Origin of the sequence: Kocuria sp. CPCC 205263 (assembly GCF_040981075.1) — a bacterium.
Lineage (GTDB): Bacteria > Actinomycetota > Actinomycetes > Actinomycetales > Micrococcaceae > Kocuria > Kocuria rosea.
This window is the reverse complement of record NZ_JAVKPV010000015.1, coordinates 17945-42416: the sequence shown is the minus strand read 5'-3', so window position 1 is coordinate 42416 and position 24472 is coordinate 17945. Positions and strand designations below refer to the sequence as shown.

The window sequence follows — 24472 nt, the reverse complement described above, 5'->3', positions numbered from 1 at the left end:
CCTGGTAAAACCACACGAACTCACATAAACTCAAGGGAACGCAAAGACAGTCCATCGTTCCCGTTCGTGAGGTGCACGCCATGTTCGCAGAAGAACGCCAGGCCGAGATCGCCGAGCTGGTGCTCACGACTCGCCGGGTCAACGGCGCGGACCTGGCGCGCCGCTTCGACGTCACCATGGAGACGGTCCGCCGCGACCTCGCGGCCCTCGAGGCCGCGGGCAGGCTCCGCAGGGTGCACGGGGGCGCCGTCTCCGCGGACCAGTCGACGTCCGACGAGAAGGCCATCTCGTCCCGCAAGCACCTGAACACCCCGGAGAAGCGGCGGATCGCGCAGGCGGCGTTCGACCTCCTGCGCACCAGCGGGGCGGGGGCCGTCGTGCTCGACGCGGGCAGCACCGTCGAGGCCCTGGCCGACCTCATCGTCCGCACCGACTCCACCCTGCCGGACGGGCAGGAGCAGCTCATCATCACCCACGCCCTGCACATCGCAGCCAAGCTCGCCGACGCCTCGGGCATCGGGCTCGAGCTCGTCGGCGGGCGCGTCCGCAAGCTCACCTGGGCCGCCGCCGGCGGACGGGCCGCGGAGCACTACACCCGCCTGCGCCCGGACCTCGCGTTCGTGGGCTGCAACGGGATCCACGCCGCGTTCGGGCTGAGCACCCCGGACCCCATCGAGGCGGTCGTCAAGACCGCCATCATCCAGACCTCCCGCCGGGTCGTGGTCCTCTGCGACTCGGCCAAGCACGACCAGGAGACCCTCATGCGCTTCGCGTCGCTCGACGAGATCGACACCCTCATCACCGACCGGGCTCCCGGCCCCGAGCTGGCCGCCGCCCTCGAGGAGGCCGACGTCGAGGTGGTGATCGCGTGATCCTCACCGTCACCCTCAACCCGTCCCTCGACCGCACGGTCGAGCTCCCGGCGCCGCTGCGCCGCGGCGCCGTCCAGCGCGCCGACGGCGCCCGGCAGGACGCCGGCGGCAAGGGCGTGAACATCTCCCGGGCGCTGCGCGCGAGCGGTGTCCCGACCCTGGCCGTGCTGCCGGGCGACCCCGGCGATCCGCTGCTGGCGGAGCTCACCGCGGCCGAGGTCCCCTACGAGGCGGTCCCCGTGGGCGCCCCGATCCGCTCGAACATCACGATCACCGAGCCGGACGGCACCACCACCAAGATCAACGCCCCGGGCGCGCCGCTGGGCACCGAGCACGTCGACGCCGTCGTCGAGCTCCTGGTGCACCGCGGCGCGGACGCCTCCTGGGTGGTCCTGGCCGGCTCGCTGCCGCCCGGCGCCCCGGAGGACGTCTACGCCCGGATCGTCCGCCGGGTCCGCACGGCCCTGGGGGAGCGCTCGCCCCTGTTCGCCGTGGACACCTCCGGGGCGGCGCTGCGGGGCGCCGTGTCCGGCGACGACGCCCTGCCCGACCTCATCAAGCCCAACGGCGAGGAGCTCGCCGAGCTCGTGGGGACGGTCGACGGCGAACGGCTCGAGGCGGATCCCGACCTCGCGGCCGCCACCGCCGCCGCGCTCGTGGACCGCGGCCTGGGCGCGGTCCTCACGACCCTCGGGGCCGGCGGAGCCGTGCTCACCGTCCCGGAGGGCTCCTGGCACGCCGTCCACGCCCCCGTGGCCGTGCGCTCCACCGTGGGCGCCGGCGACAGCTCGCTCTCGGGCTACCTCATCGCCCAGGAGCGCGGGGACGCGCCGCCGGAGTGCCTGCGGCAGGCCGTGGCCTCCGGGTCCGCGGCGGCCGCCCTGCCGGGCACCCGGGTCCCCGCCCTCTCCGAGACCACCCCGGAGGCGGTCACCGTGCGGGAGCTCCCCGCGCGCGCCGTCTCCGGCTGAACCGAACCACTCCACCCCACCTCATCCGAACCACCCGGGCCACCGGCCCGGCCGCTCAAGGAGGACATCGTGTCCGAGCTCATCACTCCCGACCTGGTCTCGCTCGACCAGGACCTGGGGGCAGACAAGGAAACCGTCATCGGCCGGCTCGCCGCCCTGGTGCAGCGCACCGGCCGCGCCGAGCAGCTCGACGGGCTGCTGGCGGACGCCATCGCCCGCGAGAACAAGACCGCCACCGGCATCCCCGGCGGCATCGCGATCCCGCACTGCCGCTCCGCCGCCGTGACCGAGCCGACCCTGGTCATGGCCCGGCTCGCGCAGGGCGTCCCCTGGGGCGCCAAGGACGGCCCCGCCGACATCGTCTTTTTCATCGCGGCGCCCGAGGGCGCCGACCAGACGCACCTGAAGCTGCTGGCCAAGCTCGCCCGCTCGCTGATGAAGAAGGACTTCGTGGCCGCCCTGCGCGCCGCCCGGTCCGAGCAGGAGGTCGTCCGGATCGTCGACGACGCGCTGGGCCTCGGCGGGACCGCCGAGGGCGCCTCCGCGACCGGCCCGGCGACCGCCGGCGCCACGTCCGCCGCCGCGGTGCCCGCCTCGGTCGACGCCCGGGCCGCGGACGGGGGCGCCGCCCCGGCGTCCGCCGCGCCGGCCACGGACGCCTCCCCGGCCGCGGGCGACGCCGGCCCGCACGCCGGCAAGAAGATCGTGGCCGTCACGGCCTGCCCCACCGGCATCGCCCACACCTACATGGCGGCGGACGGGCTGACCTACGCCGCCGAGGACATGGGGGTCGACCTGCAGGTCGAGACCCAGGGCTCCGCGGGCTTCACCAAGCTGGACCCCGCCACGATCGCCGCGGCGGACGCGGTGATCTTCGCGACCGACGTCGACGTCCGGGACCGCGCCCGGTTCGCCGGCAAGCCCTTCGTCGCCTCGCCGGTCAAGCGCGGCATCGACGAGCCGAAGGTCATGATCGAGGAGGCCCTCGCCAACGCCGGGAACCCGAACGCCCCGCGCGTGCAGGGCGGGGCCGGCGGGGACGCCGAGCAGGGCGCCACCGGCGGCGCGAACGAGGGCTGGGGGACCCGCATCCGCAAGGCCGTGATGACCGGTGTCAGCTACATGATCCCGTTCGTGGCCGCGGGCGGGCTGCTCATGGCCTTCGGCTTCATGGTGGCCGGGGCGGACATCGCCAACATCGCCGACGACGTGCTGACCGGCTCCACCATCTGGAACCTCGGCGAGTTCACCCTCGCCCAGTACATCGGCGCCGTCCTGTTCAAGATGGGCAACCTGGCCATGAGCCTGCTGGTGCCCGCACTGGCCGGCTACATCGCCTACGGCCTGAGCGACCGTCCCGGCATCGCCCCGGGCTTCGCGGCCGGCCTGGTCGCGAACTTCATGGGCGCCGGGTTCCTCGGCGGCATCGTCGGCGGTCTGCTGGCCGGTCTCGCCGCCTACTGGCTGGCGCAGCCCCGGCTGCCCCGCTGGCTGGGCTCGCTGATGCCCGTGGTGATCATCCCGCTGCTCGCCACGATCTTCGCCGCGGGTCTGCTGCTGCTGGTCCTGGGCGGGCCGATCGCGACCTTCATGGCGTGGCTGACCGAGGTCCTCAACGGCATGACCGGTGCCAGTGCGCTGGCGCTCGGCGCGATCCTCGGCCTGATGATGGGCTCGGACCTGGGCGGGCCGATCAACAAGGTCGCCTACACGTTCGCCGCCGCCGGCCTCGGGGCCGCGACCGTCGCCAACACCGCCCCGCAGGAGATCATGGCCGCAGTCATCGCCGCCGGCATGGTGCCCCCGCTGGCCATGGCACTCGCCTCGACGGTGGCCAAGCGCTACTTCACGGTGGCCGAGCAGGAGAACGGCAAGGCCGCGTGGCTGCTGGGAGCCTCCTTCATCTCCGAGGGCGCCATCCCGTTCGCCGCGGCCGACCCGCTGCGCGTGCTCCCCGCGTCCATGGTCGGCGGCGCCGTGACCGGCGCGATCAGCATGGCCACGGGCGTCACCTCCGCCGCGCCGCACGGTGGGGTGTGGATCCTGCCGGTGATCGGCAACCCGCTGATGTTCCTGCTCGCGGTGGTTGTCGGTACCGTGGTCACAGCAGGCATCGTCGTCGCCCTCAAGCACGTGGGCGGTGCGCACGGCCGGGTGGCCGACGCCACCCGCTCGCGCGAGGACGCCGCCGCTGTGCCCACCACCGCCTGAGCGGTGCGCACGGGCCCCGACCGGGGCCCGTGCGCACCGATCCGAGCCTTCTCGAGGAAGAGGAACACGATGCAGACACTGACAGGCGTGGGGGTGTGCGCGGGCCGCGTCATCGGCGAGCTCGTGAGCATGCCGGAGCCGGTCTCCGAGCCGGCCGCGGGGCTGATGCTGCGGGACGAGGAGCCCGAGGCGGCGGTGGCTCGGCTGCACACGGCCGCCGCCGCGGTCAAGGCCGAGCTCAAGCGCCGCGCCGAGGTGGCGACCGAGAAGGACGCCGCGGACGTGCTGAAGTCCACCGCCCTCATGGCGGGGGACAAGGCATTGCTGAAGAACGCCGCGAAGCTCGTCAACGGCAAGGGGCTCGCCCCCGAGCGCGCCCTGTGGGAGGCCGCGAGCGACTACGCGGACCAGATGCGCGCCCTGGGCGGGTACATGGCCGAGCGCGCCGCGGACATCGAGGACGTCCGGGCGCGGCTCGTGTCCCAGCTCCAGGGGCTGCCCATGCCGGGCGTGCCGCAGCGGGACGTCCCGTTCGTGCTGACCGCCGAGGACCTCGCGCCCGCCGACACGGCGACCCTGGACCCCGAGATGGTCCTGGCCCTCGTCACCTCCGGCGGCGGCCCGCAGTCCCACACGGCCATCCTGGCCCGCAACCTCGGGCTGCCCGCGGTCGTGGCGGCCCGGGGCGTCGAGGCGCTCGCCGACGGCACCCGCGTGTTCGTGGACGGCGCCACCGGTGAGATCCGCACCGAGCCCGGTGCGGACGAGCAGGAGCTCGTGGAGGCCTGGGTGCGCAGCGCCGCGGCGCGCGAGGCCTTCGACGGCCGCGGCGTGCTCTCGGACGGCACCGAGATCCCGCTGCTGGCCAACGTGGGCACCCCCGAGGACGCCCGCACGGCGGCTGCCGCCGGGGCCCAGGGCGTGGGGCTGCTGCGCACCGAGTTCTGCTTCCTGGGCCGGGACAAGGAGCCCTCGGTCGAGGAGCAGGTGGAGCAGTACACCGCGATCCTCGAGTCCTTCGCCGGCAAAAAGGTCGTGGTCCGCACGCTCGACGCCGGGGCGGACAAGCCGCTGCCCTTCCTCACCGACACCGCCGAGCCGAACCCCGCGCTCGGGGTCCGGGGCTACCGCACGGACCGCTCCGTGCCGGGCGTGCTGGCCCGGCAGCTCGAGGCGATCGCGCTGGCGGAGAAGGCCACGGACGCGGACGTGTGGGTCATGGCGCCGATGATCGCCACGCCCTCCGAGGCCCGGGACTTCGCCGTGATGGCGACCGCCGCAGGCCTGCGGGTGCCCGGGGTCATGGTCGAGACGCCGTCCGCGGCCGTCACCGCCGACCAGATCCTGCGCCACGTCAAGTTCGTCTCCCTGGGCACCAACGACCTGACCCAGTACACGATGGCCGCCGACCGGATGATGGGCTCCCTCGCGGAGCTCAACAACCCGTGGCAGCCCGCCGTGCTGCGCATGATCCGGTACACCGTGGAGGGCGCCCGCCGGGCCGAGTCCGAGGGCGCCGGCCCGCGCAACGTGGGCGTCTGCGGCGAGGCCGCGGCCGACCCCGCGCTCGCCGTGGTGCTCGTGGGCCTCGGGGTGCACACCCTGTCCATGAGCCCCCGCGGGCTGGCCGCGGTCGCCGCCGTGCTGCGCAGCGTCGACCTCGCCACCGCCCAGGCCCTCGCCGAGGTCGCGATCGAGCAGCCCAGCGCGGAGGAGGCCTCCGCCGCCGTGCGGACCGAGCTCAGCGTGCTCGCCGAGCTCGGCCTCTGATCCACCGACCGCACCGTTCCGCACCACCCCAACCACCGGGGCCCGTCACCCAGGGCCCCGCAACCCGAAGGAGCACCACCATGGCAGAACGCACCGCCACCATCGCCTCGTCCGTCGGCCTGCACGCCCGTCCCGCCGCGATCTTCGCCGAGGCCGCCGGGGAGTACGACCTCGACATCACGATCGCCGCCGAGGGCGAGCCCGAGGACGAGGCGATGGACGCCTCGAGCGTGCTGTCGCTCATGTCCCTCGGCGCCGGCCAGGGGGACAAGGTCGTCCTCCGCGCCGAGGGCGCGGGCGCCGACGACGCGCTCGACGCGCTCGTGCAGATCCTCGAGACGGACCACGACGCCGAGTAGGACCCCGCCGCACCGTCCAGCCACGGCGCCCGCCCACCGCACGGTGAGCGGGCGCCGTCGCGCGTGCCGACCCGCCGCACGGACCTCTCACGTGCTCCGACTACCGTGGAGGGGATGCCCGCACACTCCGATGGAGGACCGATGACCGCCGATCGACCACCGCTCGACCACCGCCGCCGGGAGCCGGAGCGCGCCGCGCAGGCCCCGCGGCGGGCCCTCATCGTGGGCACGGGCCGGGACCGGGGGGCCCTCGCGGCGGCGCGCGCCCTCGAACGGGCGGGCTGGCACGTGGGCGTCGGCACCCCCGACGGACCGGGCATGCTCGGAGCCACGCGAGCGGCCGCGGCCCGCCACGAGGTGCCCCGCCCGCGCGGGGACGGCGCCCGCTTCATCGACGGCGTCCGCCGGGCGGTCGCGGAGGGGGCCTACGACGTCGTCTTCGGCGCCGGCGACGACTGGATGGCCGCGGTCTCGGCCTACCGCCAGCACCTCCCTGCGGCGGTGGCGCACCCGGGCCCGGACGTGGTCGCGGCGGCCCTCGACAAGATCGGGCTCGCGGACCGGGCGGCCCGGGCGGGCCTCACCGCCCCCCGGACGCTGGCGGCCACGGACGAGGCGCTCGCCGCCTGGGACGGCCCGGTCGTCGTCAAGTGCCGGGCGCACTGGGCGCCCGGGCAGACCCGGCCCCACCGCATCGAGGCCAAGCTCTTCCCGGACGCCCCCGCCGCCGCCGGACAGGTGCGGCGGATCCGCGAGGCCGGTGCCGAGCCGGTGCTGCAGGTGCCCGTGCGCGGCACCCTCGGGGCCCTCATCGGGGTCCACCACGACGGCCGCCTGCGCGGCCGGGTGCAGCAGACCACCTCCCGGCTGTGGCCCACGCCCAACGGCGTCTCGGCCCGTGCGCAGACGGTGCCCGTCGACGAGGAGCTCGCGGTGCGCGCCGAGGTGCTGCTGCGCGACCTGGGCTGGTGGGGCCTCGTGGAGCTCCAGTTTCTCACCGGGGACGACGGCGTCCCGCAGCTCATCGACCTCAACGGCCGCTTCTTCGGCTCGATGGCCCTGGCCGAGGCCGCCCGTCCCGGGCTGGCCGACGCGTGGGGCCGGCTGGTGCTCGGCGCGCCCGTGCCGGAGCTGCCGGACGCCCGCCCCGGGGTCCGCTACGCCTGGCTCGCCGGGGACCTGCGACGAGCCTCCGTGGAGCGCCGCGGCGGTCTGGCCTCGGACGTCGCCGACACCCTCCGCTGGGGCCGCGGCGCCCAGCACAGCGTGTGGGACCTGCGCGATCCCGGGCCCACGTGGCACCTGGCCACCTGGCGGCTCAGGAACGGCGCCCGCTCCGGGTAGGGCGGCGCCGCGTCAGCGCCGGCGCAGCGTCCGCAGCGTCTCGCCCACGAGCAGGCGCTCGGGAGCCCGCAGCACGACGAGCCCGAACAGGTACGTCCCGCCCACCACGGCGGCGCAGAGCGCCGCGAGCACGAACGAGGGCAGCTCCGCCAGCGCCTCCCGCGCACCCAGCCCTGCGGCGCCGGCGACGGCCGCCAGCACGAGCGCTCGCGCCACCAGGGCCGTCGTCGCTCTGGCGTCCAGCCCGGCGTGCCGCCGGTGCAGCAGCCACGCGTTGAGCAGCGCCGCCACGACCAGGGACGCGGTCGTGGCCGCGGCGATGCCGGCGAGGCCCAGCACCGGGGCCAGCAGGACGTCGCCGACCACGTTGACGACCATCGCCAGCACCGCCACGACCACCGGCCCGCGGGAGTCGCCGATGGCGTAGGACGCGCGGACCACCACCTGCCGGAAGCCGAGCGCGAGCAACGCCGGCGCGTACCAGGCGACCGCGGTGGCCGTCGCCGCGACGTCCCCGTCGTCGAACGCGCCGTGCCCGAAGGCCGTGGCGACGAGGGGTCCGGCCGCGACCACGAACACCGCGCACACCGGGGCGAGCACGGTGACGACCACGGACAGCCCGCGGTCGACGAGCCGGCGCAGCTCGGGCCGGTCGTCCGCGGAGGCGCCCAGGGCCGGGTACAGGGGGACGAGCAGGGCCGCGATGACGACGGTCTCCGGCAGGTCGACCAGGCGCCAGCCGTAGGTCAGCGCCGTGATCGTGCCGTCCTCGAGGGTGGAGCCCACCGCCCGGTCGACGAGGGTGTTGATGTTGACCACGGCGTTGCCCACCAGCATGGGCGGCACGAGCCGGGCGATCTCCCGGAAGCCCGGGTCCCGCAGGTCCCACCGGGGCCGGAGCCGGGCGCCGAGCGCCCGCACGGGGGGCACCTGCATCAGCAGCCGCGCCGCCGAGCCCACCACGTAGCCCACGGCGAGCGCCGAGACGCCGTACCGGGGCCCGAACAGACCTGCCGCGGCGATCATGACGAGGTTGAACGGGACGCCCTGCAGGGAGGACCACGCGAAGCGGCCGTGGGCCTGGACGAGCGAGGCCAGCAGGTCCGTGCCGGCCACGAGCACCGTCGCGACGAGGACGATCCGGGTGAGCGAGGCGGCCGTGGCGGTCTGGGCGTCGTCGAACCCGGGGGCGAGCAGGGCCGTCACCGGTTCCGCGAGCAGCCCCGTCACCACGGCGGCCAGGCCGAGGACGACCACGGTGACGGTGAGGGAGACCTCGAAGCCGCGGTGGCCGCGGCACTCCGTGCCGTCGGCGCGCTCCCGGGCGGCCTCCCGCGAGGTCACGGGGGTCACGGAGCGCGCCATCGCCCAGGCGATCAGGCCGAGGACGACGTTCAGCACGCCCTGCGCCACCAGCCACGCGTCGAGCTCGGCGCCCGCGCCGAAGACGGCGCCGACGACGACGTCCCGGGCGAAGCCCAGCACGGTGGAGACGGCGGTCAGCCCGGTCACGAGGACCGCGGCGCGGGCGATGCTCCAGCGCCCGCCCGGTCCACCCACGGCTCCCGCCACCTCCCTGGTCCGGACCGCGCCGGGGATCGGAGCGGACCTGCCGGTGCGCGCCGCGGACCTGCCGGTGCGAACCGCCTGAACAGAATACACAGCGCGGCACCCGGTGCCGCCCCGGCCCCGTCCCGGGCCCGCCGCGGGGACGGGTCGGCGGCGCGGCGCCCGACCGGCACGGCTCAGGGGCCCCTCAGGCCCGCGCGGTTAGACTGACCGGGGCCGGCCCCCGCCGGCGCACCGGCTCGCCGGCCACCCCCGGCCGGCCGGCCCCGACGACCCCGACGATTGAGAGAGCCTTGCGAGAGTTCACCGCACGCTTCGCCACCGCCCAGGAGATCGAGGCCTGGGACACCCACGTCACGGCGAACCCGCACGGCGGCAACCTGCTGCAGTCGGCGTCCTTCGCGGACGTCAAGGCGGACCACGGCTGGCGGCCCCTGCACCTCGTGCACGAGCCCGCCGACGGCGGACAGGCGTCCTGCAACCTCGTCCTCGAGAAGGCGGTGCCCGCCCTCGGCAAGCTCTGGTACATGATCAAGGGCCCGGACGTCGCCTCCGTCGACGACATCCCCGGGATCGCCGCGGCCAGTGCCCGGCTCGTGGCCGAGCAGCGGCTGAACGTCTTCGCGATCAAGATCGAGCCGGACGTCCTGGACTCCGACTATGCCCGCGGCGTGCTCGCGCGGGCCGGGCTGAAGAAGTCCTTCAACATCCAGCCCAACGACTCCACGGCGGTCCTCGACACCGACCGGGACGAGGAGGCCGTGCTGAAGTCGCTGCACTCCCGCGGGCGCAACGCCGTCCGGCGGGCCCTGCGCGAGGGCTGCACCGTCGAACGGGTCGAACTGACCGAGCGGAACATGCGCCGGATGTACGCGCTCATGGACACCGTGGGGCAGGGGGACGCGAACGTGAACCTGCGCTCCTACGAGTACTACGCGAAGTTCTGGACGGCGTTCGAGCGGGCCGGCCAGGGGCGGCTGTACTTCACCTACGAGGACGGCGAGCCCTCGGTGGGCGCCTACGTCATCGCCTACGGCACCAAGGGCACCTACAAGGACGGCGGCTCGAAGCCCCGGCGCCGCCAGTACGGTGACTCCCACCTGCTGCAGTGGACCGCGATCACGGACCTCATGCGCGAGCACGGGATCGTCGAGTACGACTTCTGCGGCACCCCGCCGAGCGACCAGCTCAAGAACAAGGAGCACCCCTACTACGGTCTGGGTCTGTTCAAGACGAGCTTCACCAAGACCGTGGTCGACTTCGTGGGCGTCCACGACCAGGTCCTGAGCCCCGCCAAGTACGCGGTGTGGACCAACGTGGCCGAGAAGGTCCAGCGCCAGCTGTGGGTCCGCCGCACGGGCCAGCCCTTCTACTGATCCGACTCCGACCCCGACCGCCCGCCGGGCTCCCGCCCCCGCGCCACGGAAGGAGGAACGCCGCGTGGTGACCGACCAGCGCGCCCCCCTGCGCCCGTTCGCCGCCTACCCCTCGTCGGACGGGGCCGAGGAGCCCGACCTCCACGTCGTCGAGCCCTTCGGTCCCGGCGGGGACACGACGCTCACGGGCGCCGCCCGCCCGGTCGCCTGGCACGGCGCGGGCCTGCCCGCGGTGCGCCCCACCGAGGACCAGGCCCAGCACGCCCGGCGCCGCGCCGGGACCCCCGCGCTCGACATCGTGCCCGACGCCCCGCAGGCGCTGCCCGTGCTCAGCACGAGCCTGATCCGCCGGCACGGGGACACCCCCGAGCCGGAGAAGCGCCGCGAGCTGCTCTCCGCCGCCGAGACCGTGCCCCTGCCGGCGTCGGCGCGTCGGCGGCGCCGCACCGGCACCGACACGGTCCCCGTCTCCCGCCCGGAGACGACGACGATCGGACCGCTCCCGGCTCCCGGCAAGAGCTCCGACCGGATGCAGCGGGGCGCCTACCCGTCCACCCGGGCGCAGGGGGCCCGGCCCGGCGGGCGCGCCCGGCTGCGCTCCATCCTGCAGGGGGAGGCCGCCCCGACCGCCCCCATGCGCGTGGTGGAACGGCTCAACGCCTCGCCCTTCGCCAATCTGCGCCGGTTCGGGGAGTCCACCAGCCGGCAGGCCCGGCGCACCCTGAACTTCGCGCTGCGGCTCGCGGAGACCATGTTCCACTACGGCGCCGACGCCCTCGACGTCGAGAACGCCATCATCGCGGTATGCGCCACCTACGGGGTCGAGAACGTCGAGGTGGACATCACCAACCAGGCCGTGACGATCAACTACATCGCCGACGACCAGCCGGACGGCGGGGACACCCGCACCCGCGAGGACGTCTTCAACGACCCGGACACCAACAGCCACACGGTGATGCGGGTCGTGCGCTCCTGGACGGACAACTACGCGGGGCTGGCCGAGACGCACCAGCTGGTCGCGGACATCACGGGCGGTGAGATGCCCCGCGGGGAGGCGGAGCGGCGCCTCGAGGCGATCAACGCCAAGCCCAAGCCCTATCCGCGGTGGATGGTGCGGGCCGCCACGGCCGCCGCGGCGATGACCATCACCGTCGGCATCGGCGGGGGAGTGCTGGGTGCGCTCGTGGCCGGTCTGTCCTCGGTCATCAACCAGGTCGTGGCGCACCGGCTGGGCGTCTGGCGGATCCCCGAGTTCTTCACCATGGCCGCCCAGTCGGGGATCCTCACCACGATGGCCCTGCTGATGTCCTGGGCCGGTGTCGACCTGTCCCCGGCACGGGTGATCGCGGGCGGGATCATCCTGCTCCTGCCCACCACCCGCATGGTCTCCACCATGCAGGACGCGATCAACGGGTTCCCCGTCACGGCGGCCGGGCGACTGCTCTCCACGTCCATGGCGTTCCTCGGCATCGTGGCCGGCATCGCCGGTGGCATCTCCGTGGCCGGCTACGCCGGCATGCCCCGGGTCGACGTCTCGCAGAGCGCCTTCGACCCGGTGGGCCCGCTGACCAACTCCGTGTTCATGCTGATCGCCACCGGGCTCATCGCGGTCACGATGCAGGCCAAGCCCCGTCACGTGCTCTCGACCGTGGCCGCCGCCCTCGGCGGCCTCGTGGTCTACCACACCGGCATGGCCGCCGGCCTGGGCTCCCGCCTGGACACGGCGCTCGCGGCGATCACCAGCGGGTGCGTGGCGACCGTGCTCGCGGCCCGGCACCGGATTCCCCAGCTGGTCCTGGCGATCCCCGCGATGACCTTCCTGCTGCCCGGGCTGTCCATCTTCCGCGGCATGTACACCATCACCGTGGAGACGGACACCTACGGCCCCGGGATCGTGGGGCTCGTCAACGCGATGGCCTCGATCGTGGCCCTGGCCTCCGGGGTGGTGCTCGGCAAGTACCTCATGCGCCCCTTCGTGGGGCACCTCAACGGCACCAGTTCCCGGCGCAACCGGCGCCGCTGACACGCGGACCACGGACGGCACCGTGGTGAGATGTGGAATTGGGGCATCACCGGGGTGGGCCGTGGGTCCGGGTCAGCGCTGTGGTGACCTGTGGGCCCGGGGCAGCACCCGGCTGGATCGTCGGTGCGGTTCAGAACCGGGTCGGGTCGTCGTCCTGCCGGACCCCATCGGGGCGGACCTCGTGAGGTCGGGCGCCGGAGGGCACGGTCCTGCGGGATGTCCACAGGACCGCAGCCGGTGACGGCTCGTCCGGTGCCTGCTCTGCCGGGGGCCGGCCGTCGACGGGCAGGTCGTCGGCGATCCCCAGCGGCGAGAGCACGGGGTGGTGGTGCTGCTGGGGGTAGGTCACGTGGACGCGTCCTGCCGGTGAGGTCCATTCCAGGACGCCCTCCGGGGACTCCCGCCGGCGGTGTCGGACCCGCCAGCGCCCGAGCGGGCCGTCCCGGTGCTCGAGGACGTGGTGGTGGCGGCACAGATGGGCGAGGTTGTCCGCGGCGGTCGGCCCGCCCTCGACCCAGGCCACGGTGTGGTCGAGGTCGCAGCGCTCGGCACGGCGCCGGCATCCGGGGAACCGGCGGGTGCCGTCCCTCGCTCGCAGCCGGCGCTTGAGATCGGCCGGCACGGCGTACGTGGTGCGGTCGTGGTCCAGGACGGTGCCGGTGACCGGATGTGTCAGAACCCTCGACCGGGACCCGGCGCCGGCGGCGATCCGCTCGGCCACGCTCACCGGGATCGGCCCGTAGCCGGCCAGCTCCGCGCAGCCCGGGCTCCCGGCCGGACCGCCACGGCCGGTCGTTCCGCCGGCGCTGGGTGATCCTCCGGGGAGCCAGCCTCCGCCCGGCGACCGGCCGAGGGATCCGCGGCCGGGAGTCTGTGCGCTGTGCTCCGGCAGCGAGAGTACGGGAACGGTGACCGTGACCTGCCCGCGGATCCCGCGCAGGTGCTCTGGCGTGCAGGTGGGTTCCCCGTCCAGCAGCAGTGCGGCGAGCACGTCGGCGCGCAGCTGCCCTGCCGTGCGCGGCCCGTCCTCCCAGCAGCTCCGGTCGTCGTCCGGGCCCGGGCCCTCAGCGACGCCCTGGCCGCCACACGCAGACTCCGCCGAGTCCGACGGCGGGCTGTGCGGGTCCACACGGGCGGCGATGGACGCGAGACGGGCGTGGACGGCGTGGGCGGTGGCCGCGTCCAGGAGGGCGCACAGCCGCGCCATGCCGTCCTCCTCGGGTTCTATTTACACCCTGCGCCCCCGGCGGGCCAGCCGGCGACGGTCCTCCTGGGACCCGGCCAGCAGCCAGGCCCGCCGCCTCCGGGCCAGCGCCCGGAGCTGCGACGCGGTGGTCGTCGGCGCCTTCTCCAGCAGCTCGTCCACGACACGGGACACGGCCTCGTCGAGTGGCCGCTGCTCGGGCGGCCGACCGGTCACACCCACCAGATCCCGCCACAGGTCCACGATCACCTCGGTCTGGCGCGGGGCGATCGCCCCGGACTCGAGAGCCTGCAGGGCCCGGGGCAGGCTCTCGGCGAGCAGGACCGCGTTCTCCACCCGGCGCACCGCCGTGCCCGCCGGCAGCCGCAGCGCCGGGCCGATCTCGTCGGCCACGTCCAGCACCGTGCGCTTCTCCGGGGCCGGGGCCGGGGCCGGAACCCGTGACCCGGACCGTGACCATGCCCTGGGACGGGGAGGAACGGCCGTGAGATGCGGAGAACCGGGGCCCGATCTCAGGACGAGCAGCTCGGCGCCGCGCAGTCCGAAGGATCACCGCTCGCGGGTCCGGCTCAGAGAATCTGGCCGACCGGCAGCTTCTTCTCCGCCTGGAACACGTCCTCGGTGCGGCCCCTCGCCCAGTAGCCGGACAGCGAGACCTGGTCCCGCTCCAGCCGACGGCGCGTGAACAGCTCCTCGCGCAGGGCCTTCATGACCTCTCGCTCGCCGTGGGCGAAGACCTGGACCCCTTCCGGGTCGGCAGGCCACCCGGCCTCGCAAACGGCCCGCACCAGGGCAGGGTCCTCTCCGGGACCGCTGTCCGCCCGGAACACCCAGCGCACCGCCATCCCGGCCGGGGCGGACACCGGCTGGATGTCGGAGGGCGTGTCCACCTCCAGCAGCGCCTCGCCCTGCGCGGAGGCCGGGAGGGTCTCCAGGACGGCGAGGGCGGCGGGGATCGCGGCGTCGTCGGCGACGATCAACGTCCACGCGGCGTCCGGGGCCGGCGTCCACCTGCCCCCGGGGCCGAGGGCGATGATGCGGTCCCCAGGCTCGGCGCGGGCCGCCCACGGGCCGGCGAAGCCGTCGTCGCCGTGCAGCACGAAGTCCATCCATAGCTCGTGCCGCTCCGGCACGTACCGGCGGATGGTGAGGTGGCGGGTGACGGGCTGCCGGTCGCCCGGCAGGTTCTCCTTGAGCTCCCAGTAGTCGGGGTTGCGGCCGGGCTCCGCCCTTGGGCGCGACGAACCCGCGGTCTCGGAGTCCGGAGCGTTCGTGCCAGGGTTCGCGGTGCCGACACCTGCCGTGCCGGGCCGGAGGAAGACGAGCTTGACGTACTTCTCGGGCGGGACGATGTCCGTGTAGCGCTCGGGCTCGTCGATGACGAGGACGACCCGGACCATCGACGGGGACAGCAGCTCGCGGGAGCGCACCGTCAGGTTCAGCTGCGGCTTGCGGGGTCTGGCGGGCCGGGCCCCGGGGGTCGTCGTCATGCCGCCCACCCTAACGGAGGCCCGCCGGTGTCACAGCCGCCAGTCGACGGGCTCCGCGCCCTGCTGCTCCAGGAGCTGGTTGGTGCGCGAGAACGGCCGGGAGCCGAAGAAGCCCCGGGAGGCGGACAGCGGGGACGGGTGCGCGGACTCGACCGTGGGGAAGCCGTCCAGCCAGGGGGCGGTGTTCCGTGCGTCCCGTCCCCACAGGATGGCCACCAGCGGCGTCCCCCGGGCGGCGAGGGCCTGGATCGCGCGTTCCGTGACCGCCTCCCAGCCCTTGCCGCGGTGGGAGGCGGGCGTGCCCTCGCGCACGGTGAGGACCCTGTTCAGGAGCATCACGCCCTGCCGGGACCACGCGGAGAGGTCCCCGTGCTCCGGGGGGTCGACGCCGAGGTCCTCGCGCAGCTCCTTGTAGATGTTCTGGAGGGAGCGGGGCACGGGGCGCACGTGGGGCTGCACGGAGAAGGACAGGCCCATGGCGTGACCGGGGGTGGGGTAGGGATCCTGCCCGACGACCAGCACCTTGACCTGCTCGAGCGGTTCCTGGAACGCCCGCAGGACCGCCGGGCCCTCCGGGAGCGTGCGGTGTCCGTCGGCGTGCTCCTCGCGCAGGAACTGCCCCATCCGCCGGATCTGCGGTTCCACCGGGGCGAGGGCCTCCGCCCAATCGGGGGCCATGATCCTGTCCAGGGGTTGAGGCTCGCTCACGATGCTCCTCGGTGCGGGTGTCGGTGCCGGTGTGCGGGCGGGTGCGCCGTGCACCACTCTAGGCCGGTGCCGCGCCGTCCCCGGCACGGGCGTGCTCCGTGGGGTCGGGACCGGAGTGCCGACGGCGCAGTGCGCGGCCCTCCTCGACGAGCTCCTGCTCCTTCGCCTGCAGCTTCCGGACGCCCCGGAGGTCCCGGGGTGGCAGCCGCAGGTTCTCCTCGGCCTCGATCCCGGCCTGGAGCTGGCGTCCGCGCTCGATCTCGGCGTTGAGCTCGGCGCCCGCGAGCAGCACGATGTTCATGATCCAGATCCACAGCAGCAGGACGATCACGCCGCCGATGGCACCGTAGGTGGCGTTGAAGTCGTTGACGTTGGACACGTAGAAGCTGAACCCGCTGGTCGCAGCGCTCATGACCAGGATGGCGACCACCGAGCCGATGCTGAGCCACCGGAACCTCGGCTGCCGGATGTTCGGGGTGGCGTAGTAGAGCAGGGCGATCACGAAGACGAGCAGCAGGAGCAGGGCCGGGATCCGGGCGGCCTGCCAGAGCCGGAGCGCCGCCTCGCCGAGGCCGATCAGCCCGCCGAGCCGCTCGGCGACCGGCCCGGAGAGCAGCAGGAGCAGCATCATGCCCACCACCAGGACCACCAGGGACAGCGTCACCGCGATCATCACGGGGTAGAGCTTCCAGGCGGGGCGGCCCTCCTCGACCTCGTAGATCCGGTTCATGGACCGTCCGAAGGCCCGCACGTAGCCCGAGGCCGTCCACAGGGCGCCGACCAGACCGGTGACCAGCGCCAGGTCCGCGGACGGGAAGCCGGTGAGCTCGCCGATCGGCCCCTCGAGCACGGCCACGGCCCCCTCCGGGACCCCGAACTCGTCGAGCAGGCGCAGCAGGGTCCTGGTGGTCGCCTCGGCCTGACCGACGACGCCGAGCATCGACACCACCGTGAGCAGCCCCGGGAAGATGGACAGCACGGCGAAGAACGTCATCACCGCCGCCGAGTCCGTGCACTCGTCGCGGCGGAACTCGTGGACGGTCCGGCGCAGGATGTAGTTCCACGAGGGTCTCGTGATCTGCGCCGGCGACGAGGGCTTCTCCGCGCTGTCCGGGTCCGCCCCGGGATCTCCCGCGGCGTGGGGGTCGGCTGCCATGGGGCTCCTCCGCGTGGTCGGCTGCGGGCCAGGATACCGGGGCCGCCACCGTCCCGGCCCGTTCCGTCCGGGGCGGGCGGGACCGGCGGCGGACTGGCTAGAGTGGGCGCATGAGCGCTTCCTCCACCGAGACCCGACCCCTCGCCGTCGTCACCGGTGCCACCGGAGGCATCGGCCGCGCGTGCGTGGTGGACCTCGCCCGCGACCACGACGTCCTGGCCCTGGGCCGCGACGCCGGCCGGCTGGCCGAGCTCTCCGGCATCCCGCACGTCACCGTCCGCGCCGCCGACCTGACCGACGTCGCAGCCCTGCCGTCCGTGGTGGCCGGCCTGGACCGGGTCGACGTCTTGGTGCACTCGGCGGCCGTGGCCGGGCGCACCACGGTGGAGGCCGCCTCCGTGGCGGACTGGCGGGGGCAGCTCGAGCTCAACGTGGTGGTCCCCGCGGAGCTGACCCGGCTCCTGCTGCCGGCCCTGCGAGCGGCCCGGGGGAAGGTCGTGTTCCTCAACTCCGGCTCGGGGCTCAACGCCCGCGCCGGGGACGCCGTCTACGCGGCCTCGAAGTTCGCCCTGCGCGCGCTCGCCGACTCGCTCCGCCAGGAGGTCGAGGCCGACGGCGTCGTGGTCAGCTCGGTGCACCCCGGCCCGGTCGACACGCAGATGCAGCGGGACATCCAGGCGGGCCTGGGCCACGAGTACGTCCCGGAGCGCTACCTCCGGCCGGAGTCCGTGGCCGCGGCAGTGCGCGCCGTCGTGGACGCGGGCGAGGACGCGCAGCTGACCACCCTCTCCCTGCGGCCGCGGGCCGAGTCGCGGTGACCGGCGAGGACGCGGTGCCCGACGACGCGGTGCCCGCGGACGCCCGGCCCGACGACGACGCCGCCCTCGGCGCGGAGCCGGTGCCGGCCGAGGAGGCTGCACCCGGCGCGGAGCCGGTGCCGGACGGGGAGGCCGCCCCCGACGGGGAAGACCCCGGGGAGGGGGCCGGCCTGGACGCCGTGGACCGCGAGATCCTCTCGCTCGAGAACCTGCAGTGGAAGTACCAGGGGGCGAAGGAGATGGAGATCCGCCGCCGCCTGAACCTCTCGCCCACCCACTACTACCAGCGGCTCAACGTCCTGATCGACACCCGCGCCGCCCTCGAGCACGACCCGATGCTCGTGGCCAGGCTGCGCCGGCAGCGAGGAGACCACGGATGACCCAGTACCCGCACGACGAGTTCGACGACGTCCCCGAGGACGGGCCCCGCCAGGGCGCCCACCGCGGTGTCCGGCCGACCGTCCGCGTGGGCGCCCGGGAGCTCACCGCCATCGTCCTGGCTGGGGTGCTGACCCTCGGCGTCGGGGTGTTCTCGTTCCTCAACGCCCCGGGCGAGGCCGCCCCGGCGCCGGGCGCCACGTCCCCGGGGTCCTGAGCCGACCCGGTCCCCGAGGCGTCCCCCCCCGTCGGCTCCGGTCCCGGAGCCCGTCCGCCCCGACGTCGTTCACCACGACGTCGTTCATCCCCGACGCCACCGGAAGGAACCACCGTGCAGATCGAAGGAAGCCGAGTCCGCGTCCGCGACTGGACCGAGGAGGACCTCGTCGACTACGAGGCGTGGATCATGCCGCCCGCCGGCGGCGGCGAGCACGAATGGCAGCGCACGGACGGCCCGTTCTACCCGAACTTCACGGCCGAGGGCGCCCAGCGCTGGCTGGGCACCCTCCGGGAGCACGTGACGGCCGGGGACTGGCCGGACCCGCGCGAGACGATGGTGATCGCCGACGCCGCCGACGACCGGTTCATCGGGCAGGTGTCCTGGTACTGGTCGGAGATGCCCACCGAGGACCCCGGTGACGGCACGCACCTGCTGCCGCTGCGCTCCCTGGGCATCACCGTGTACTCCCCGGAGCACTGGAGCGGCGGCTACGGCACCGAGGCGATGCGCCTGTGGATCGACTACCTCTTCGCCCACTCCGACTCCCACCGCCTCGACCTGGAGACGTGGAGCGGCAACGCGGGCATGTGCCGTGTGGCGGTGAAGCTGGGCTTCACCGAGGAGGCCAGGATCCGCCGGGCCCGCAGGGTCGGCGGCGAGTACTACGACCGGCTGATCTACGGCGTCCTGCGCGAGGAGTGGCAGGGCTGAGCGGAATTGGCTCAGGGGTTTGCACTCTCCGGGGACGAGTGCCAAGATTGCGATTAGCACTCAGTCGTGTGGACTGCTAATGGCTCGGTCCCCGGCCCGACCCGGGCAGCCACCGGCACAGGAGTGACACCTCAACCACCACGGTGAGGTGCCGCACGGCGTCGGGAAGAGTCCGCCGTCGTGCGCGCCGTCCGTCGCGGGCACCGTGGAGGTCGACCGTTTGTCTACCGTCCAGGAGGGACGAAGTCACATGGCAAAGATGATTGCTTTCGACGAAGAGGCACGCCGCGGACTCGAGCGGGGCCTGAACACCCTGGCCGACGCCGTCAAGGTCACCCTCGGCCCGCGCGGCCGCAACGTGGTCCTCGAGAAGGCCTGGGGCGCCCCCACGATCACCAACGACGGCGTGTCCATCGCCAAGGAGATCGAGCTCGACGAGCCGTTCGAGAAGATCGGCGCCGAGCTCGTCAAGGAGGTCGCCAAGAAGACCGACGACATCGCCGGCGACGGCACCACCACCGCCACCGTGCTCGCCCAGGCGCTCGTCAAGGAGGGCCTGCGCAACGTGGCCGCCGGCGCCGACCCGCTGAGCCTCAAGCGCGGCATCGAGAAGGCCGTCGCCGCGGTCACCGAGGAGCTGCTGGCCTCCGCCAAGGAGGTCGAGACCGAGGAGCAGATCGCCGCCACGGCGTCGATCTCCGCCGGCGACCCCGAGATCGGCCGCCTCATCGCCCAGGCGATGGAGAAGGTCGGCAAGGAGGGCGTGATCACGGTCGAGGAGTCCAACACCTTCGGGCTGGACCTCGAGCTGACCGAGGGCATGCGCTTCGACAAGGGCTACCTGTCGGGCTACTTCGTCACCGACGCCGACCGCCAGGAGGCCGTCCTCGAGGATCCCTACATCCTCGTGGTCAACTCCAAGATTTCCGCGGTCAAGGACCTGGTCCCCGTGCTCGAGAAGGTCATGCAGGCCGGCAAGCCGCTGCTGATCATCGCCGAGGACGTCGAGGGCGAGGCCCTGGCGCTGCTGGTGCTCAACAAGATGCGCGGCTCCATCAAGTCCGTGGCCGTCAAGGCCCCCGGCTTCGGCGACCGCCGCAAGGCGCAGCTGGCCGACATCGCCATCCTTACCGGTGGCCAGGTCATCACCGAGGAGGTCGGGCTCTCCCTCGAGACCGCCACCGTGGACCTGCTGGGCCAGGCCCGCAAGGTCGTCGTGACGAAGGACGAGACCACCATCGTCGACGGCGCCGGCACCGCCGAGGAGATCGAGGGCCGCGTGGCCCAGATCCGCGCCGAGATCAACAACTCGGACTCGGACTACGACCGCGAGAAGCTGCAGGAGCGCCTGGCCAAGCTGGCCGGCGGCGTGGCCGTCCTCAAGGCCGGTGCCGCCACCGAGGTCGAGCTCAAGGAGCGCAAGCACCGCATCGAGGACGCCGTGCGCAACGCCAAGGCCGCCGTGGAGGAGGGCATCGTCGCCGGCGGCGGCGTGGCCCTGATCCAGGCCGGCCAGAAGGCGTTCGACAAGCTGCAGCTCACCGGCGACGAGGCCACCGGCGCGAACATCGTGAAGGTCGCCATCGACGCCCCGCTGAAGCAGATCGCGATCAACTCGGGCCTCGAGGCCGGCGTGGTCGTGGACAAGGTCCGCGGTCTGCCCCAGGGCCACGGCCTCAACGCCGCCACCGGCGAGTACGAGGACCTGATGGCCGCGGGCATCAACGACCCGGTCAAGGTCACCCGGTCCGCGCTGCAGAACGCGGCGTCCATCGCCGGGCTGTTCCTCACCACCGAGGCCGTCGTCGCCGACAAGCCGGAGCCCGCGGGCGCCGGCGCCGGTGCCGACGACGGCATGGGCGGCATGGGCGGCATGATGTGATCGACGGCTGACCCGTCGAGCGTGCCCAGCACGCATCCGGCACGGGCCGGGCACCTCGCGGAGGTGCCCGGCCCGTCGTCGTCCCGCACCTGATGCCGCGGGGCCGGAAGTGGTGTTCAATCGTTAGCACCAGCTGCCGGAGGAGGTGCCGTGGACGTCGTCGTGTGGGACGCGGTCCCCGTCCAGGTCGCGCTCGTGCTGATCGCCTTCGGCCTCACCTCGCTGGTGGGCCTCGAACGGCGGCTGCGGCGCAAGAGCGCCGGGCTGCGCACGCACACCCTGGTCGGCACCGGGTCGGCGGTGTTCACCCTCGTGTCCGCCTACGGCTTCGGTGTCTTGCCCGGCATCGACGCCGGTCCCGACCCCTCCCGCGTGGCGGCGCAGATCATCACGGGCATCGGCTTCCTGGGCGCGGGCGTGATCTTCACGAACCGGGACGTGGTGCACGGCCTGACGACGGCCGCGAGCATCTGGCTCTCCGCGGCCATCGGGATGGCCTGCGGGGCCGGGCTCGTGCCGCTGGCCGTCGTCGCCACCGGCCTGCACTTCGTCTCCGCGATCCTGCTGACCCCGCTCTCCCGCCGCCTGCCCGGGATGGTGGCCCCGCAGGGACTGCGGCTGCGCTACGAGGACGGGCACGGCGTGCTGCGGGAGGTCCTGACGGTGGTCGACGAGCTGCAGCTGAGCGCCTCCGTGGTCTCGAGCCGGACGATCGAGGGGTCCGAGGGCACCGAGGTGGAGCTGCTCCTGCGGCTCGAGGGCAAGACGGACCTGCGCACGGCGGCCGTGCAGCTGTCGAGGGTCGCGGGGGTGCGCGACGTCGCCCAGCAGCAGCTCGAGCAGGAGCCCGGCGACTGAGCCGGTGGCGCACAGGAGCCGTGGCGCTCGGCGTCCGGGCGCCGTGAAAAGATGAGTGCCATGACGATCACTGCTGCCGCCGACGGCTCCGCGCTGGGCAATCCCGGTCCCGCGGGATGGGCCTGGTACATCGACGACAACACCTGGCGGGCCGGCGGGTGGCCGCACGGCACCAACAACATGGGCGAGCTCAAGGCCGTCCTGGACCTGCTCGAGGCCACGGCCCACCGCCCCGACGAGCCCCTGCGGGTGCTGTGCGACAGCCAGTACGTCATCAACTCGATCACGAAGTGGATGCCCGGCTGGAAGAAGAAGGGCTGGAAGAAGAGGGACGGCAAGCCCGTCCTCAACGTGGAGCTCATGAAGGCCCTGGACGCCGCGATGGCGGGCCGCGACGTGCACTTCGAGTGGGTCAAGGGCCACGCCGGCCACGAGCTCAACGAGGCCGCCGACGTCCGTGCCCGGGCCGTGGCCACGGCGTTCCAGACCGGGCGCCCCGCGCCCGAGGGACCCGGTTTCGACGGCGCCCACCGGCACCCGGACGGCGCGGGCCCCCGAACCCCGGCCCGGGAGCTGCTGGACGCCCCGGAGCCGGTGGACGCCGCGCCGCCGGGGGAGGACACGGATCCCGGCGCGTTCGAGGACCGGCACGACCCCGATCTGCTGAGCGAGCTGCTCGCCCACGAGGAGGAGCTGGCCCGCGGCCGCACGGCGGGGGAGACCGTCCAGGAGCTCGAGCGGGACCTGCTCCGCCCGGAGGTCAGGGCGGACGCGGGCCGGCTGGGCCAGCTGCTGCACGAGGCCTTCGCCGAGGTCGGGGCCTCGGGGTCGTGGCGCTCCCGGGCGGACGTCCTCGACCGGCTGCCCCGCGAACCGGGGCTCGGCGCGGTGGACGTGCACGTGCTGGAGGCCACCGAGCTCGGGCCCGCGGCCGTGCACCTCGTCTACCGGCTCACGGCGGGGGACCGCACGAGCCTGCGCAGCTCCCTGTGGGTCCGGGAGGACTCCCGCAACGAACTGGGGCCCTGGCAGCTGCGCTTCCACCAGGGCACCTACGAGTCCTGACGGGCCCGCTCACACCTCCGGGGCGTCGTCGGCGGGCTCGATGCCCGGCACGCGCACGGTCATCGTCGCCCCGCCGCCGGGGGTTTCGGTGAGCCGCACCGTGCCGTCGTGCTGCTGGACGATCGCGGCCACGATGGACAGCCCCAGCCCCGTCCCGCCGGTTTCGCGCGTGCGGGAGGAGTCGGCCCGGTAGAAGCGCTCGAAGACGCGCTCCGCGTCCTCGCCCTGGATGCCCGGGCCGTGGTCGCGCACCTGCAGGACGGCGTTGAAGGAGTCGTCGACCGAGCGCTCCACCCCCACCGCGATCTCGATCGGCGTGCCCTCCGGGGTGTAGCGCAGGGCGTTGGTCACGAGGTTCGCCACGACCTGGCGCAGCCGGAACTCGTCGCCGTGCACCCATGCCGAGACCGGGACCCCGCCCCCCAGGCCGCCGACCTCGATCCGCCGGTCGGGGGCGGAGGCGCGGGCGTCCCCGGCCGCGTCGAACGCGAGGTGGAGCAGGTCCACGTCGACGTTCTCGGCGGGCCGCCGCTCGTCGAGGCGCGCGAGCATCAGCAGGTCCTCCACGAGCTGCGTCATCCGCTTCGCCTCCGACTCGATCCGGGACATCGCCCCGGCCACGTCCTCGGGCTCCTGCAGGGCGCCGTGCCGGTAGAGCTCCGAGTAGCCCCGGATGGTCACCAGGGGCGTGCGCAGCTCGTGGGAGGCGTCGGCCACGAACCGCCTGAGCTTGGTCTCGGACCGCGTGCGGGCGTCGAAGGCGTCCTCGATGTGGCCGAGCATCGCGTTGAGCGACGCCGAGAGCTGGCCGATCTCGGTCTGCCGGTTGTAGCCCTCCATGCGCTGTGAGAGGTCGCCCTCGGCGATCCGGGCGGCGGTCTGCTCCACCCGGTGCAGGGGCGCGAACGCCCGGGTGACCAGGATCCAGCCGACCGCCATGGCCGCGAACAGGGTCGCCACCCCGAAGCTCAGCGTCAGGAGAGTCACTGCGCTCAGCATCGCGTTCATGTCGTCGAGCGGCTCGGCGACCGCGACCACGAGGTTCAGTTGTTCCGTCTCGGCCGCGACCACCCGCCACCGGCGGTCCGGGGCGTCCACGGAGCCCACGGTCGTCGGCTCGAAGGGGTTCTCCCGCACGTGCTCGAGGTCGACCTGCGACAGGTCCGGCCGCCGCTCGAGCACGCCCTCCGGGGTGTGCACCGCCTCGGCGAGGGTCTCGCCGTCGGCGTCGAGCAGGAACCCCGCGTGCGGCACCTGGACGCCCTGCGCCCCGCCCATGTCGGCGACCAGCACCGTGGAGACCGGCCGGACGGAGTCCCGCAGCCCGCGGTCGATGTCGTTCAGGAGCGAGGTGCGCAGCACCGAGATCGCCACGAAGCTCGTCACCAGGATGGACAGCGCCAGGAGCAGGCCCGTGAGCACCATGAGCTGCGAGCGCAGCGATGCCGAGCGCCACCGGGAGGACAGGGTGTGCATCCCGGGACCGG

At 74.0% G+C, this 24472-nt stretch carries 22 protein-coding genes; 15 read left to right on the top strand and 7 right to left on the bottom strand.

Features of this window, described 5'->3' with window-relative positions:
- The first annotated feature begins 80 nt into the window (after window positions 1-80).
- From RF647_RS17230 to RF647_RS17205, 6 genes are all read left to right on the top strand, one after another.
- Window positions 81-872 carry a DeoR/GlpR family DNA-binding transcription regulator gene (locus RF647_RS17230; RefSeq protein WP_017832768.1) on the top strand — a complete coding sequence of 264 codons (792 nt, stop codon included), beginning with the start codon at window positions 81-83 and terminating at the stop codon, window positions 870-872.
- Window positions 869-1843 carry a 1-phosphofructokinase family hexose kinase gene (locus RF647_RS17225; protein WP_368812777.1) on the top strand — a complete coding sequence of 325 codons (975 nt, stop codon included), beginning with the start codon at window positions 869-871 and terminating at the stop codon, window positions 1841-1843. The genes RF647_RS17230 and RF647_RS17225 overlap by 4 nt, the downstream gene beginning before the upstream one ends.
- A 69-nt stretch (window positions 1844-1912) precedes the next feature.
- Complete coding sequence (locus RF647_RS17220; RefSeq protein WP_368812776.1) at window positions 1913-4054, top strand: fructose-specific PTS transporter subunit EIIC; 2142 nt, start codon at window positions 1913-1915, stop codon at window positions 4052-4054.
- A gap of 69 nt (window positions 4055-4123) precedes the next feature.
- On the top strand, window positions 4124-5824 hold the full coding sequence (gene ptsP / locus RF647_RS17215; RefSeq protein ID WP_368812775.1) for a phosphoenolpyruvate--protein phosphotransferase: 1701 nt from the start codon (window positions 4124-4126) through the stop codon (window positions 5822-5824).
- 80 nt (window positions 5825-5904) lie between these two features.
- The gene (locus RF647_RS17210) at window positions 5905-6183 is read left to right on the top strand and encodes an HPr family phosphocarrier protein (protein ID WP_017832764.1); all 279 of its coding nucleotides are present in this window, start codon (window positions 5905-5907) and stop codon (window positions 6181-6183) included.
- 141 nt (window positions 6184-6324) lie between these two features.
- Window positions 6325-7527: a hypothetical protein gene (locus RF647_RS17205; RefSeq protein WP_368812774.1), complete on the top strand. Its 1203-nt coding sequence runs from the start codon at window positions 6325-6327 to the stop codon at window positions 7525-7527.
- 12 nt (window positions 7528-7539) lie between these two features.
- On the opposite strand, the gene murJ is transcribed toward RF647_RS17205, so the two are convergent.
- Entirely contained in the window at window positions 7540-9087 is a 1548-nt protein-coding gene (gene murJ, locus RF647_RS17200) for a murein biosynthesis integral membrane protein MurJ (RefSeq protein ID WP_368812773.1), read from the bottom strand.
- A 302-nt stretch (window positions 9088-9389) separates the two neighbouring features.
- Between murJ and RF647_RS17195 the strand changes: the two genes are divergently transcribed.
- On the top strand, window positions 9390-10472 hold the full coding sequence (locus RF647_RS17195) for a lipid II:glycine glycyltransferase FemX (RefSeq protein ID WP_368812772.1): 1083 nt from the start codon (window positions 9390-9392) through the stop codon (window positions 10470-10472).
- Window positions 10473-10536: 64 nt separating this feature from the next.
- A complete protein-coding gene (locus RF647_RS17190) occupies window positions 10537-12495 on the top strand; it encodes a threonine/serine exporter ThrE family protein (RefSeq protein WP_368812771.1) in 1959 nt (652 codons plus the stop codon).
- Between the two features lie 130 nt (window positions 12496-12625).
- Here RF647_RS17190 and RF647_RS17185 read toward each other — a convergent pair whose 3' ends face one another.
- The 5 genes from RF647_RS17185 to RF647_RS17165 all read right to left on the bottom strand — a co-directional run bounded on the left by RF647_RS17185 (window position 12626) and on the right by RF647_RS17165 (window position 17053).
- On the bottom strand, window positions 12626-13723 hold the full coding sequence (locus RF647_RS17185; protein ID WP_368812800.1) for a DUF222 domain-containing protein: 1098 nt from the start codon (window positions 13721-13723) through the stop codon (window positions 12626-12628).
- The gene (locus RF647_RS17180; RefSeq protein WP_368812770.1) at window positions 13724-14101 is read right to left on the bottom strand and encodes a hypothetical protein; all 378 of its coding nucleotides are present in this window, start codon (window positions 14099-14101) and stop codon (window positions 13724-13726) included.
- A 167-nt stretch (window positions 14102-14268) separates the two neighbouring features.
- Window positions 14269-15189, bottom strand: coding sequence for a siderophore-interacting protein (locus RF647_RS17175; RefSeq protein WP_368812769.1), 921 nt, complete (start codon window positions 15187-15189; stop codon window positions 14269-14271).
- Between the two features lie 30 nt (window positions 15190-15219).
- The gene (locus RF647_RS17170; protein WP_368812768.1) at window positions 15220-15897 is read right to left on the bottom strand and encodes a uracil-DNA glycosylase; all 678 of its coding nucleotides are present in this window, start codon (window positions 15895-15897) and stop codon (window positions 15220-15222) included.
- A gap of 58 nt (window positions 15898-15955) precedes the next feature.
- Window positions 15956-17053, bottom strand: a complete 1098-nt coding sequence (locus tag RF647_RS17165; protein WP_368812767.1) for a YihY/virulence factor BrkB family protein — start codon at window positions 17051-17053, stop codon at window positions 15956-15958.
- Between the two features lie 110 nt (window positions 17054-17163).
- Here RF647_RS17165 and RF647_RS17160 point away from each other — a divergent pair, with 110 nt between their 5' ends.
- The 7 genes from RF647_RS17160 to RF647_RS17130 all read left to right on the top strand — a co-directional run bounded on the left by RF647_RS17160 (window position 17164) and on the right by RF647_RS17130 (window position 22985).
- Entirely contained in the window at window positions 17164-17871 is a 708-nt protein-coding gene (locus RF647_RS17160) for an SDR family oxidoreductase (protein ID WP_368812766.1), read from the top strand.
- A gap of 14 nt (window positions 17872-17885) precedes the next feature.
- Entirely contained in the window at window positions 17886-18251 is a 366-nt protein-coding gene (locus RF647_RS17155) for a DUF3263 domain-containing protein (protein ID WP_368812765.1), read from the top strand.
- The gene (locus RF647_RS17150) at window positions 18248-18466 is read left to right on the top strand and encodes a hypothetical protein (protein ID WP_133410675.1); all 219 of its coding nucleotides are present in this window, start codon (window positions 18248-18250) and stop codon (window positions 18464-18466) included. The genes RF647_RS17155 and RF647_RS17150 overlap by 4 nt, the downstream gene beginning before the upstream one ends.
- Window positions 18467-18580: 114 nt before the next feature.
- Complete coding sequence (locus tag RF647_RS17145; protein WP_368812764.1) at window positions 18581-19180, top strand: GNAT family N-acetyltransferase; 600 nt, start codon at window positions 18581-18583, stop codon at window positions 19178-19180.
- 250 nt (window positions 19181-19430) lie between these two features.
- Complete coding sequence (groL, locus tag RF647_RS17140) at window positions 19431-21062, top strand: chaperonin GroEL (RefSeq protein WP_133410673.1); 1632 nt, start codon at window positions 19431-19433, stop codon at window positions 21060-21062.
- Window positions 21063-21212: 150 nt separating this feature from the next.
- Window positions 21213-21920 carry an MgtC/SapB family protein gene (locus RF647_RS17135; protein WP_368812763.1) on the top strand — a complete coding sequence of 236 codons (708 nt, stop codon included), beginning with the start codon at window positions 21213-21215 and terminating at the stop codon, window positions 21918-21920.
- A 60-nt stretch (window positions 21921-21980) separates the two neighbouring features.
- Entirely contained in the window at window positions 21981-22985 is a 1005-nt protein-coding gene (locus RF647_RS17130) for an RNase H family protein (RefSeq protein WP_368812762.1), read from the top strand.
- 9 nt (window positions 22986-22994) lie between these two features.
- Here RF647_RS17130 and RF647_RS17125 read toward each other — a convergent pair whose 3' ends face one another.
- Complete coding sequence (locus tag RF647_RS17125) at window positions 22995-24461, bottom strand: sensor histidine kinase (protein ID WP_368812761.1); 1467 nt, start codon at window positions 24459-24461, stop codon at window positions 22995-22997.
- Window positions 24462-24472: the final 11 nt, after the last annotated feature.

Excerpts from the sequence above, each read along its gene's own strand:
- RF647_RS17160 (WP_368812766.1), top strand. The coding sequence starts at position 17,164 with ATGAGCGCTTCCTCCACCGAGACCCGACCCCTCGCCGTCGTCACCGGT.
- RF647_RS17205 (WP_368812774.1), top strand. The coding sequence starts at position 6,325 with ATGACCGCCGATCGACCACCGCTCGACCACCGCCGCCGGGAGCCGGAG.
- RF647_RS17150 (WP_133410675.1), top strand. The coding sequence starts at position 18,248 with ATGACCCAGTACCCGCACGACGAGTTCGACGACGTCCCCGAGGACGGG.
- RF647_RS17125 (WP_368812761.1), bottom strand. The coding sequence starts at position 24,461 with ATGCACACCCTGTCCTCCCGGTGGCGCTCGGCATCGCTGCGCTCGCAG.
- RF647_RS17175 (WP_368812769.1), bottom strand. The coding sequence starts at position 15,189 with ATGACGACGACCCCCGGGGCCCGGCCCGCCAGACCCCGCAAGCCGCAG.
- RF647_RS17130 (WP_368812762.1), top strand. The coding sequence starts at position 21,981 with ATGACGATCACTGCTGCCGCCGACGGCTCCGCGCTGGGCAATCCCGGT.
- ptsP (WP_368812775.1), top strand. The coding sequence starts at position 4,124 with ATGCAGACACTGACAGGCGTGGGGGTGTGCGCGGGCCGCGTCATCGGC.
- RF647_RS17230 (WP_017832768.1), top strand. The coding sequence starts at position 81 with ATGTTCGCAGAAGAACGCCAGGCCGAGATCGCCGAGCTGGTGCTCACG.
- RF647_RS17210 (WP_017832764.1), top strand. The coding sequence starts at position 5,905 with ATGGCAGAACGCACCGCCACCATCGCCTCGTCCGTCGGCCTGCACGCC.
- groL (WP_133410673.1), top strand. The coding sequence starts at position 19,431 with ATGGCAAAGATGATTGCTTTCGACGAAGAGGCACGCCGCGGACTCGAG.
- RF647_RS17165 (WP_368812767.1), bottom strand. The coding sequence starts at position 17,053 with ATGGCAGCCGACCCCCACGCCGCGGGAGATCCCGGGGCGGACCCGGAC.